At 66.9% G+C, this 12,623-nt stretch carries 7 protein-coding genes; 5 read left to right on the plus strand and 2 right to left on the minus strand.

Translation table 11 applies throughout. The features are described 5' to 3' along the window. Nucleotides 1–155: 155 nt before the first annotated feature. Entirely contained in the window at nucleotides 156–1,343 is a 1,188-nt protein-coding gene (locus ACWEFV_RS30780) for a nucleoside triphosphate pyrophosphohydrolase (protein WP_450072976.1), read from the minus strand. A gap of 2 nt (nucleotides 1,344–1,345) precedes the next feature. Continuing rightward, the gene (gene mfd, locus ACWEFV_RS30785; protein ID WP_450072977.1) at nucleotides 1,346–4,984 is read right to left on the minus strand and encodes a transcription-repair coupling factor; all 3,639 of its coding nucleotides are present in this window, start codon (nucleotides 4,982–4,984) and stop codon (nucleotides 1,346–1,348) included. A gap of 67 nt (nucleotides 4,985–5,051) precedes the next feature. On the opposite strand from mfd, the gene ACWEFV_RS30790 reads away from it, so the two are divergent. From ACWEFV_RS30790 to ACWEFV_RS30810, 5 genes are all read left to right on the plus strand, one after another. After that, nucleotides 5,052–5,621, plus strand: a complete 570-nt coding sequence (locus tag ACWEFV_RS30790) for a hypothetical protein (RefSeq protein ID WP_450072978.1) — start codon at nucleotides 5,052–5,054, stop codon at nucleotides 5,619–5,621. Nucleotides 5,622–5,707: 86 nt separating this feature from the next. Continuing rightward, on the plus strand, nucleotides 5,708–7,279 hold the full coding sequence (locus tag ACWEFV_RS30795; protein WP_450072979.1) for an alpha/beta hydrolase: 1,572 nt from the start codon (nucleotides 5,708–5,710) through the stop codon (nucleotides 7,277–7,279). Beyond that, nucleotides 7,279–7,854, plus strand: coding sequence for an LppA family lipoprotein (locus ACWEFV_RS30800; RefSeq protein ID WP_450072980.1), 576 nt, complete (start codon nucleotides 7,279–7,281; stop codon nucleotides 7,852–7,854). The genes ACWEFV_RS30795 and ACWEFV_RS30800 overlap by 1 nt, the downstream gene beginning before the upstream one ends. Before the next feature lie 121 nt (nucleotides 7,855–7,975). Then, nucleotides 7,976–11,548 carry a DUF4132 domain-containing protein gene (locus ACWEFV_RS30805; protein ID WP_450072981.1) on the plus strand — a complete coding sequence of 1,191 codons (3,573 nt, stop codon included), beginning with the start codon at nucleotides 7,976–7,978 and terminating at the stop codon, nucleotides 11,546–11,548. Then, nucleotides 11,541–12,617, plus strand: a complete 1,077-nt coding sequence (locus ACWEFV_RS30810; RefSeq protein ID WP_450072982.1) for an ATP-binding protein — start codon at nucleotides 11,541–11,543, stop codon at nucleotides 12,615–12,617. Before ACWEFV_RS30805 ends, ACWEFV_RS30810 begins: the two co-directional genes overlap by 8 nt. The last annotated feature ends 6 nt before the right edge of the window (nucleotides 12,618–12,623 follow it).

Raw genomic sequence — 12,623 nt, forward strand, 5'->3', positions numbered from 1 at the left:
TCGAAAAACTCTCGCCGCATCACACGTGGATAAGCCGGCGGCACCTGCAACCTCCCTAGTCACGGAAATTGCATTGACCGTATGAATCTGCCGGCTCGAATTCGCCCTGGCGTTACGCGCGCGGCAGACTCGACTTGGCAGCGACGCGTCCGCCGTCAGTCGCGGGGGTGATCGTCCTCGTCGGGTTCAGACTCCGACTCGCCCTCGTCAGCCGATTCATCCTCAGCCGCTTCATCCGCGGCCGGGCCCTCCGCGTCGGCGTCGGACGCGGACTCAGCTTCTGCCTCTGCGTCTTCGTCGTTCGCGGCTTCCACCGCGGGCTCGGGCTCGGCGTCAAGCTCGTCATCCGCCTCGAACTCGTCGTCCGCATCGGGCTCAGGCTCGAGCTCGACAACCGCACCCGGCCAGTACGCCCGCCACTCGTCCTCGGTGATCGAACCCAGCGGTGTCACGTCGAGTTCCTCGGGAACGTCCTCGCCCCGCCGGCCGGCGGCCACGTCGGACTCCACCACTCGGACGGTGTCCATGAACTCCAAAATCGCACTGCGCAAGTCATTCTCGGCATCAGCATCCGCCGAAACCACCACCGAGGTCAGCGCGGCAGGTACCAGGTCTGCGGGCAGCCCGGCCTGGGCCACCCGGGCCAGCACCTTCTGCGCCAGAGCCAGAGCCGGCTGCCCGGTGGGCACGTCATCCATCGACGACCCGCGGGCCTTCACCTTCTGCTCCTGAGCCTTGCGCTCCTCCCACTGGGCCAGCTGCTCGTCCAGTGAAATCGACTCTCCGGCAAGCACTGCCGGCACGCGGTTGCCGAGCTTGCGCACGAGCGAATCGGCGACGTCGTCGATGTTGAACGGATGAACGGGTGCATCCTCGGCGATGCGGGCGTGGAACAGCACCTGCAGCAGTACATCGCCGAGTTCTTCGCGCAGTTCGTCGGCATTGCCGCCGCGCACCGCGTCGAACAGCTCGTAGGTCTCCTCCAGCAGATAGCGACGCAACGAATCGTGGGTCTGCTCGCTCTCCCACGGCCCGTCGGTGCGCAGCTGGTCCATCATCGCCACGGCGTCCACGAGCCGCTCCCCCGCCTGCGCCTGCGGAGCCGCGATCAACCGGTCGCCGGCCGCCAAACGGGCCTTGACCGCCGGATGCTCAGGATCCGAGGACAGCAGCACCGGGGCCGGGTTGTCTTCGTCATCGCCGTAGATGGGCCGGGCCGCGGGCAGCGTCCACGGCACCTTGATCGGCATTTCCTCGGTGTACTGCACGTCGCCGGTCAGGAATTCGATCGCTTCGACCGGGACCAGCGAGGGGCGGCGGGGATCAACCAGAACAACAGTCATGGTCATACCTCCCCAGTTACCTGCGAGAACTTCGTTATATCAACATCCGACTGGCCTTTGCCATGAAGAACCAGCACCAGACCGGCAACCATTTGGACAATGTCGAGGTCGCGGATCCGCGGCGAGCCGATTCCGTCGCTCTCGCGTGGGATCGGCACCTGCACCACCGAGGTGGTGGCCCGGTAGTGCGCGCCCGGGTACATCCGCTTGAGTCGCAACTGCGCGGAGTCGGGAAGCACCAGCGGCGACAAGCGGATCGTCGAGGCCGACATCGCACCGATCTCGGTGATGCCGTACTCCCGGCACAACAGCCGCAACCGCGCCACCGCAATCAGGCGCTGCGCAGGCTCGGGCAACGGGCCGTACCGGTCGACGAGCTCGTCCACGACGGCCCGGACAGCGTCCTCATCCGAAGCCGCGGCCAGCCGTCGGTAGCCCTCCAGCCGCAACCGGTCACTGCCGATGTACTCCGGGGGCAGGTGTGCGTCGACCGGCAGGTCGACCCGCACTTCCTTCGGCTCCTCCGCTGTGGCAACGGTTTTCCCGTCGGCAGCGGCTCGATACGCCTCGACAGCCTCGCCCACCAGCCGCACGTACAGATCGAATCCCACACCGGCCACGTGGCCGGACTGCTCGGCGCCAAGCACGTTGCCCGCACCGCGGATCTCCAGATCCTTCATGGCCACGGCCATGCCGGCACCCAACTCGTTGTTCTGCGCGATCGTGGCGAGCCGGTCGTAGGCGGTCTCGGTCAGTGGTGAATTGGGCGGATAGAGCATGTAGGCGTATCCGCGTTCGCGGCTGCGGCCCACCCGGCCGCGCAGCTGATGAAGCTGTGACAACCCGAAGGTGTCGGCCCGCTCGACGATCAGCGTGTTGGCGTTCGAGATGTCCAGGCCGGTCTCGACGATCGTGGTGCAGACCAGGATGTCGTACTCCCGGTTCCAGAAGCCCTCGACGGTCTTCTCCAGCGTCTCCTCGTTCATCTGCCCGTGCGCGACGACGACCCTGGCTTCGGGCACCATTTGACGAATCCGCGCCGCAGCCTGGTCGATCGTGCGCACCCGGTTGTGGATGTAGAACACCTGCCCGTCACGCAGCAGCTCACGACGCAACGCCGCGGCCACCTGCTTGTCGTCATGCGGACCGACGTACGTCAGCACCGGATAACGCTCCTCGGGTGGGGTCAGGATCGTCGACATCTCGCGGATGCCGGCCAGGCTCATCTCCAGGGTGCGCGGGATCGGGGTGGCGCTCATCGTGAGCACGTCGACATGCGTACGCATCGATTTGATGTGCTCTTTGTGCTCGACGCCGAACCGCTGTTCCTCGTCAACGATGATGAGACCCAGGTCTTTCCAGGTCACACCGGTCTGCAACAGCCGGTGTGTGCCGATCACGACGTCGACCGAACCGTCCTTCATGCCCTCCATCGTGGTCCGCGACTCCGCCGGATCGGTGAACCGCGACAACCCCTTGACCGTCACCGGGAAACCGGCCATCCGGTTGGTGAAGGTCTGCAGGTGCTGATCGGCCAGCAGCGTCGTCGGCACCAACACCGCCACCTGCTTACCGTCCTGCACGGCCTTGAACGCCGCTCGCACCGCGATCTCGGTCTTGCCGTAACCCACGTCGCCGCAGATCACCCGGTCCATCGGAACCGGCTTCTCCATATCGGATTTGACCTCGGTGATCGCGGTCAGCTGGTCAATGGTCTCGGTGAAGCCGAACGCGTCCTCCATCTCGTTCTGCCATGGAGTGTCTGGGCCGAACGCATGCCCGGGCGCCGACTGCCGCTTGGCGTACAGCGCGACCAGTTCACTGGCGATCTCACGAACAGCCTTGCGCGCCTTGGTTTTCGTGTTGGCCCAGTCGCTTCCGCCGAGCTTGGACAGCGACGGCGCCTCACCGCCGACGTACCGCGACAGCTGATCGAGTGAATCCATCGGCACGTACAGCCGGTCCGATCCACCACCGCGTTTGGACGACGCGTACTCCAGCACCAGGTATTCGCGGCGGGCTCCGCCCACCACCCGCTCGGTCATCTCGACGAACTTGCCGATGCCGTGCTGATCATGCACCACCAGATCCCCGGCGGACAGCGCCAGCGGATCGACGACGTTACGCCGTTTGGCCGCAAGCCTTTTACCCTCCGACGCCGTCACCCGGTTACCGGTCAGATCGGTCTCGGTGATGACCACGAGGTTGACCCCGGGCAGGATCACACCGTCGTGCAGCGGTCCCTTGAGCACCCCGACCACGCCGGCCTTGGGTGCCGCACCCGGCTCGAGCATCGTCGCCGCAATGTCGGATTCGCCGAGCTGCTCGACGACGCGGTGTGCGGTACCGGCGCCCGGGGTGACCACCGCGGCGTACCCGCCGGTGGCGACGTGGGCGCGCAACATGGCGAAGATCTCGTCGAGACTCTGCTGGCTGCGCGCCGACGGCGACGGCCGCAGGTCGAGTTCGATGGCCTTGCCGTCGGGCAGCTGGCTCAACGTCCACCACGGGTGCCCACCGGCGACGGAGTCTTCACGCGCCTGGTCGAACGGGACGAATCCCGACGCGCCCAGTGCCTCGATGTCGATGGGCGCATCCCCGCCGACCGCGGCCGTCGACCACGATGCCTCGAGGAACTCCTGCCCGGTCTTGATCAGGTCGGCCGCCCGGGTCCGCACCTTCTCCGGGTCGCACAGCAGGACCGGGGCCCCGTCGGGCAGGTGATGCGTCAACGTCGTGGGCTGCACCGGATGCAGCAGCGGCAGCAGCGCCTCCATGCCGTCGACCGGGATGCCCTCGGCGAGTTTGGCCAGCATGTCGGGCACGCTTCCCGTCACGCTGTTCTCGTGGGTGGGGTGCTCGGCGGACAGGACCGCGGCACGCTCGCGCACATCGGCGGTCATCAGCAGTTCGCGGCACGGCACGGCGACCACGTTCTGCACCGGGATCTCAGGAATCGAGCGCTGGTCGGCGATCGAGAACATCCGTATCTCGGAGATCTCGTCGCCCCAGAACTCGACGCGCACCGGGTGCTCGGCGGTGGGCGGGAACAGGTCGAGGATGCCGCCGCGCACGGCGAACTCCCCGCGTTTGCCGACCATGTCGACGCGGGTATAGGCCAGGTTGACCAGCCGGGTGATGACCGCCTCGAACTCCGCTTCGGCACCGACGGTGAGGGTGACGGGCTCGGTGCCCACAACGTCGGGGGCCATCGGTTGCAGCAGTGAACGGGTCGTGGTGACCACCACACGCAGCGGCGAGCCCAGTGTCGTGTCCTCGGGATGGGCCAGCCGACGCAGCAGCAACAACCGGGCACCGACGGTCTCGACACCCGGGGACAACCGCTCGTGCGGCAGCGTCTCCCAGGACGGGAACAGGGCGACAGCGTCGCCGAACACGCCGCGCAACTCGGCGGTCAGATCGTCGGCTTCCCGGCCGGTGGCGGCGACCACCAGCAACGGGCCCTGCTGGGCCAGCCCGGCCGCCACCAGCACGCGGGCACTGGCCGGCCCGACGAGTGCGAGATCGGCGGGCCGGTCGGCGGCGCGGTGAAGGACGTCCTGCAGGGACGGATCGGTTAATGCCAGCTCGACGAGACCCGCAATCGGGGTCTGAACATGGTTGTGCCCCGGTGCGGTCATGATGGGGCCATTCTACGGGCCCGGGATTTCGGCTCCGCCCCGATCGGTCCCGGGCGATCATGGAGCGATGAAGCGTTTCGCGGCAGCGCTCGTTGTGGTCCTGACGGCGGTGTTCGCGGTGATCTGGCTCACCAGCCGGCACACGTCGGACTCCCAGCACGAGTCGGTGCCGACGCATCTCGGGCCGGACGGCATACCTGACTTCGCCGCCTACCCCGCCGTCGACGCGGCGCAGTACGTCCTGCGCGAGGACCAAGGATTTCCGGTGCAGGGGTTCCGCACGCCCGAGGGCTTCGTCTGCATGACCACCCAGCACCGGGCGATGTACGCGCTGGACTGTCGCGGGCCGTTCGTCGGCGCCCCCAACGACGCCAACCTCGCGCACCTGTTCAGCTACGGCACCACCAACGGCGCGATTCCGATGAGTTTCTCCCGCACCGAAGAGCCACTCAGCCCGGTCGACGGCATCACCGAGGACGAGGCGCCGATGCTGCCCGCGGGCCAACGCTTCGATCTGGGCAACGCCACGTGCATCCACACCGACGACATTCTGTTGGCCTGCCGGATGGCCGACCCGCAGAAGGGCAACGGGTTCATCGCCACCACCACTGACACGAGGCCCTTCGGTAGGACCTGATTTTGGCGCGTCGAGCCCCGTCCGGATGCTGCTAGCGTTCTGACAGCAGATCTTCAGACAGGAGTAGTGATGGGCGGAGCTCGCCGATGACCGTCACGATCTCCACCGTCACCGCCAGCAATCCGACCGCGCTGTCTGATGCCGCAAACCAATTGCAGGGCAAGATCGATCAGTTGGACGGGCTGATCAACAGCCAACGAAACACCCTGACTGATCTGGCCGGTGCGTGGAAAGGCACCGCTTCTGACGCGGCAATTGCCCGCGGCAACAAGAACTTGGACGATCAGACCCGCCTCCGGACCCGCCTGCAGAACTCCCAGGCCGCGTTACAGGTGGGTGGAGCCAACCTCACGCCGCTACGCACCGAGATCCTCAACGTCGCCAAACAAGCGGTGAGCCTGGGCGCTACCGTCGCCGACGACGGCACCGTCACTGGCGCCGGCAAACTCATGACACCCAAGCTGGCCGCGGCGTACACCGCCACGCTGAAAGCCCTTCTCCAGCAATTCGACTCGGTCGACGCAGCGACGGCCAACGCCCTCAAAACCGGTTCCTCAAACGATGGCCCGCAGGCAAGCAACATATTGGGCGACCCGCCGGCATCGCCGTTCAAGCGCGATCTCGACACCCTGAAGCCGCCCGATGGGGCCACCGATACCGAGGTGAACCAGTGGTGGGACTCGTTGAGCGAAGAGGAGCAGAACCGCATCATCGTCGAGCGGCCAGATTGGGTCGGAAATCTCGACGGGGTGCCCGGTACCGCGCGCGACTCGGCCAACCGCAACCGGCTCGCCAAGTTGCGCAACGACCCCAACCTGACCTCCGAGGAGAAGGGCACCATCGCCGCGATCGACGACGCCCTGTCCAAGAACGACCGGCAGCTTCTTGTCCTCGATTTCGACGGCGAGCACCCCAAGGTCGCGGTCGCGACCGGCAACGTCGACACCGCCGACCACGTCAGCGTCTATGTGCCGGGAACCGGTTCGGTGACCTACGACAAGCCCAACGAGGGCAATGACCTGCCGACGTACATCGAGCAGTCCGAATGGCTGAAGAGCGAGACCGAGCGCGTGCTCGACAAGGCGGGCAAGGGCAACGAGACCGTCGCCACCGTGGCCTGGCTGGGCTACGAGCCGCCGTCCAATCTGGCCCAGGCCGGGAGCGCCCACTACGCCGACGACAACGCACCCAAACTCGCGTCGTTCATCAACGGGCTCGACAGCTCCCGCGACACCGACCCGCATCTCACCGTCCTCGGCCACTCCTACGGTTCGACCCTGGCCAGCGAGGCCCTGCAGCGCGGCACGGCCGCCGACGACGCCGTGTTCATGGGGTCACCCGGGTTGGAGACCAATCCGTGGCAGTTCTTCGGCCAGACCACACCGTCGGATCTGCACCTGACCGAGGGCCACGTGTTCGTCGAACATGCCAAGAACGACATCGTCGCCGACCTGGGCCGATTCGGTTCCTCGATCCCGTCGAGCCTGCCCGGTTTCATCGACTTGTCCACGAACTCCGAGACCACCGCGCTGGGCCCCCGCAACGAGTCGACGGGCCACAGCAAGTACTCGTTCGTCGACACCACAGCGCTCTACAACCAGGCCGTCGTCGTGGCAGGGTTGGGACAGGACAAGAACTTTGTGAAGGTGGAGGATTGATGTGGCGTCTGGTGATCACTTTGCTGCTGGCCTTCACGTTGACAGGCTGCGGTCCGATGTTTGAGTCCGAGTACAAAGGTCCCGCCGAAGGCGATTACGGCTTCGGCACCCCTGAGGAACTCGGCACCCTGCTGGGCCGCCGTGACGCCGAAGAGGTCCTCGCCGACCGCGACAAGATGATCACCGAGATCACCACCGAGCTGTCGCGGATTGTGCCGGGGTCGCGATGGCTACCCCATCGAGAAGAGCGCAGCAGCAACTGCGGCGAGTTCGGATCCACCGACGGCGAACGCTACTTCGGCCAGAACTTCGTCTCCGAGGTCCCGGTGCCCGCCACGTTGTGGGAGCAGGCGTCGCAGGCCGTCATCGACATCGCCGCCAGGCATGGCTACACCAACGTGACCGGACGGACCGAGAACCCCGTCGGCGACGAGTCGACTGATCTGACCATCACCGACAGCGAGGACGGCAGATTGTCGTTCGGCTCGCAGACCAACGCGGTCCTGCAGGTGGTGACCGGCTGCTACCTCACCGCCGAGAACAAGCGCAAGGCACGCGAAGCCGCACCCAAGTAGCGATATGCAAGCTCGACGAAACCCGTAGCGGGGCCGGAATTCTCCGCGATCGGACCCGTCTGGGCGTCCTCGGGATGCTTAACTCCCGGTGGCGAACAGCGCCGCGGATGAGGGGAATGCAGTGGAGTCACACAGCAATGAGTCACACCGGGACGTCCCGCCTTGGCTGGCCGACGGCGACCCCGTTCTTCTCGACGATAAATTCACCGCCGTAGCGCTCCCGACCCGCGCCCACCCACCGACCAACATTCCGGAACCCGACTGGCAGGCCGCGGCCGAGGCGATCGCACAATGCCGGGAAGCGATCGACTTGGATCAGACCGATCCGGCGATCCGCGACACCGTGATCTCGGCCTTGAACCGGCAGCCGAACGAGCACACCCGGGCTGAGAACGCCGTGCTGCTGGCCGCGACCCGACACGGCGGTCTGCTGCATGCGATCGCGGCCAAGAACGGGCTTCTGGAGGCCGTTCACACCCTGATCGAATCGCTGCGCGTCAACCGCATCTCTGACTGGGACAGTTCCAGTCGGAGTTATCGAGTCCATCTGCTCGACCACCCGGACACCTGGCACGGTCCCCAGGACCCGCGCGACCCCTTCAGCTCCGACGTCGACTTCGAGATGCTGCGCCGATTGGCCTGCATAGCCAGCGAGGAGGAATACGCGCAGATCGTCGCGACCGTACAGGCGGCCGCGACGCACCTGGCACCCGTGCGCCGCGCGGGCTTTGCCTTGGCCTTGCCTGATGCCCCGGACCTCAGCCACGAGCTGATCGCCGAACTCGCCGGCTCGGGTGAGGAATCGCTGCCCTGGCTGCAGGCCACCGCAACCGATCCGGAGCTGATCGACCGGGTCCGGCCCCGAAAGCGGAGTGAATACTGGGCCTTCGAGCGCACGCCACGCCACGTCAACGCCCTGGTGGTCAACCGGGGATCCGCGGCGCTGAGCACTTTGATCCCCCACGCCACCATCGACCCGGCGGGCGACGCGCTGGCGCGGATCGGGCTGCCCGAGTCCATCCGGGCGCTGGCCGGTGCCGCCAACGCGGGCAAACCCAATCAACTACGGCTGCGCGCCGCCGTCGACCGCTGGCCGGCAGCCACTATCGCCGGGCTCGCCCAGGCAGTCGGCGACGGTGGTCGCGACGCCGCCACATCCCGGATCCTGCTCAGCGGCCTGGTGGCGAAGCATCGCGAGCTGGCGGAAGCGGTGCGGCCCTGGTTGACGGGCAGTGCCGCCGACGCGCTCGACAGCGTCACCGAGCAGCTCACTAGCCATCACGATGAGGCCGCACCCGACGAACTGCCGCAGGTGCTGGCCGATCCTCCCTGGTTGCGGCCCAAGCGGAAACAGCTTCTGGTCGAGGGTCTGGAGCCACTGCCGCTGGCGCCCGTGGCGCGCTGGCGCGACGGTGAACGCGAAAGATGGGCACGACGTTCGAGATACGGCACACCCAGCCGCCAAGACGATCCGACGTCCGGTGGCGCGAACCAAGGTCGATTACGGGGTCTGTTTCAGAAGCTGAACACGCGCGTTCGGGGCGAAGTCACCGCCGCCGAAGTGGCCGAGGTAGCGGAGGCGATGTGCAGCGCCCGCTACACCTGGAACTCGACCAGCGACGTCCCGCCGCAGCTGGTGCAGAATGTCGCCGCGGCACTGCAGACCGGCGACGTCACGGCAAGCGTCGCGGCCTTCCATGCCTGGGCCCAGGCCTACCGGGACACCACACGGTGGGCCTCGGTGGCTGTCCGCGGCGAGTCGCTGTGCGGCGACCACGCAGACGTACTCGACCGCATCACCCCCGGGTTCGGGTTACGACTGTGGAATGCGCTGGCGGGGACCGTGGAAACCGATTACGGCGAGACATACGTACTGGCCAAGCACGGAGTCGACGCGCTGCCCGGGCTGGTTTCGGTCGTGCGCCGCCGTCCCTCCGAACACCTTTCCACGGCAATCGTTTTCGGCGCGGTCGAGCTTGCCCCCTTGGCCGCGCGCGCCTTCCGTCTCTCGAAAACCCTGCGCAGCGAGGCCGACACCTGGTTGCGCACCCACCCCGAACACGCTGCCGCCGGGCTGATCCCCGCGGCCATCGGCAAACCGGGCGAGTCCAGGGACAATGCCGCAACAGCCTTGCGGGCCATGGCTGTCCAGGGACACCGCGAGCTGATCCTGTCCACCGCGGCGGCGTACCACCGCGACGACGTGACCGCAGCCGTGACGGCCATGCTCGACGAGGACCCCACCGACCTGTACCCGACGAAGCGCAGCAAGTTGCCGGCCTACTGGGCACCGGCCGCATGGCGGCGACCAAAACTGCACTCCGGCAAGCCATTACCGCTGAACGCCGTCGACCACCTCGGCACCATGCTGGCCTTCCCCACCGGGGACGGCGTCTACGCCGGGATCGGCCATGTCGTCGACGCCTGCACCGCGGACTCACTGGCCGACTTCGGCTGGGACCTGTTCTCGGCGTGGCTGGCTGCGGGTGCACCCAGCAAGGACAGCTGGGCCATGACCAGCCTGGGGTTGTTCGGCAACGACGACACCGCGCGACGGTTCACGCCGTTTGTGCGGGCCTGGCCCGGCGAATCTCAGCACAAGCGAGCCGTCGTCGGCCTGGACGTGCTGGCCGGGATCGGCTCCGATGTCGCGCTGATGATGCTCAACGGCATCGCCAGTAAGGTCAAATTCAAGGCGTTGCAGGAACACGCCCGGGAGAAGATCACTCAGATCGCCGACGACCGGGGCCTGACGACCGCCGAACTGGAAGACCGCCTGGCGCCCGACCTGGGGCTGCAACCGGACGGCACCATGCTGCTGGATTTCGGTCCGCGGCAGTTCAGGGTCGGCTTCGACGAAGCCCTCAAACCGTTTGTGCGCGACAGCGATGGGGCCCGGCTCAAGGAGCTTCCCAAGGCGCGTCGTGACGACGACGCCGAGTTGGCCACCGCCGCCACGGCCCGGTGGAGGGCACTCAAGAAGGACGCCCGCACCGTTGCGGGGCAGCAGGTGCTGCGCCTCGAGTTGGCGATGTGTGCACGCCGCCGCTGGAGCGTGCCGGTGTTCGAGCAGTTCCTGGCCGGCCATCCGTTGGTGCGGCACCTGGTGCAGCGGCTGGTGTGGGCCACCTACACCGACGCCGGAATCGACCGGTGCTTCCGCGTCGCCGAAGACGGTCAGTACACCGACGCCGACGACGAGCCGATCACGCTGGCCGACGATGCCGTCATCGGACTGCCGCACGCACTGGAGCTTCCCGAGGCCGACGCCGGCGGTTTCGGTCAGCTGTTCACCGATTACGAACTGCTGCAGCCCTTTACCCAGCTCGGCCGCGACACCTACCGACTCACCGAGGCCGAGAAGTCCAGCACCGAACTCACCCGGTGGAGCAATATCGTCGTCCCCACCGGAAAGATCCTCGGCCTGACCAATCGCGGCTGGGAACGCGGTATGCCACAGGATGCCGGCGTGATCCACGAAATGGAGAAGCCGCTGCCGGGTGGCTGGAGAGCGGTCGCCGGGCTCTCCGAAGGCCTTGCCGTCGGGGCCCTCGATTTCTTCCCCGAACAGAGCATCGACGGCGTCGTTGTCGGTACTCCCGGGAAGTGGACCGTCGACGCGAAGCCCTTCGGCAAGCTCGACGAGATCACCGCGAGTGAACTGATCCGTGACCTGGAGGGCCTACGTGGCTGACCAGAACTTGCAACGTGCCCCGGCCGAGATCGATTACGCCGCCGAGCTGGCAAGGCTGACCGCAGACACTTCCGAACCCCGGCCACCCGGCTGGAGCATGGGGCTGCGGTCTGCACGCGCCTTCGTCCTGGGCGAGCGGGCGCGTGGCATCACCGCAAAGGTCGTCGTGCCGGTCGCCGCGGTCGAACGCATGCTCGTCACCCTGGCCACCGGGCGCGGCCTGATGCTGGTCGGCGCGCCGGGCACGGCCAAGTCGCTGCTGTCCGAGTTGCTGGCCACCGCGATCAGCGGGTGTTCCACGTTGACCATCCAGGGCGGGGCGTCGGTCACCGAGGACCAGATCAAGTACTCGTGGAACTATGCGTTGCTGATCAACGAGGGTCCGAGCCTCAACGCTCTTGTCCCTGCCCCGCTGTACACCGGCATGCGCGAGGGCAAAGTGGTGCGGTTCGAGGAGATCACCCGCACCCCGCTGGAAGTGCAGGACAGTCTGCTGAGCATGCTCAGCGACCGGGTCATGGCGGTGCCGGAGCTCGCGGGTGAACACGGCATGCTCTATGCCCGCGAAGGTTTCAACATCATCGGTACGGCCAACACCAAGGACCGCGGCGTCAACGAGATGAGCGCGGCGCTCAAGCGCCGGTTCGACTTCGAAACCGTCTTTCCCATCCTCGATTTCGATGTCGAGCTGGACCTGGTGGCCCGCGCGTCGCAGACGCTGCTGGAACGTAGCGGCGTCCCGGTGACGGTGCCCGAGCCCGTACTCGAACTGCTGGTGCGCACGTTCCGTGACCTGCGCGACGACGGGGGCAGTGCGATGGACCGGCTGAGCGCGGTGATGTCGACCGCCGAGGCCGTCAACGTCGCGCATGCCGTGGGGGTCAGAGCCTGGTATCTGGGCCAACGCCAGGGCAGTCCAGCCGATCTGGCCGAGAGCATCGGCGGCACCGTGGTGAAAGACGACGCCGACGACCGGGCGAAGCTGCGGCGCTACTTCGAACAGAAGGTCGCCGAACGCCGAGGGCGGCATTGGCGGGAGTTCTACGCCGCGCGCGACCTGCTGCCGTGACCATGG

It is taken from the genome of Mycobacterium sp. NPDC004974 (assembly GCF_053600815.1).

Excerpts from the sequence above, each read along its gene's own strand:
- ACWEFV_RS30800 (WP_450072980.1), top strand. The coding sequence starts at position 7,279 with ATGTGGCGTCTGGTGATCACTTTGCTGCTGGCCTTCACGTTGACAGGC.
- ACWEFV_RS30780 (WP_450072976.1), bottom strand. The coding sequence starts at position 1,343 with ATGACTGTTGTTCTGGTTGATCCCCGCCGCCCCTCGCTGGTCCCGGTC.
- ACWEFV_RS30790 (WP_450072978.1), top strand. The coding sequence starts at position 5,052 with ATGAAGCGTTTCGCGGCAGCGCTCGTTGTGGTCCTGACGGCGGTGTTC.
- ACWEFV_RS30795 (WP_450072979.1), top strand. The coding sequence starts at position 5,708 with ATGACCGTCACGATCTCCACCGTCACCGCCAGCAATCCGACCGCGCTG.
- mfd (WP_450072977.1), bottom strand. The coding sequence starts at position 4,984 with ATGACCGCACCGGGGCACAACCATGTTCAGACCCCGATTGCGGGTCTC.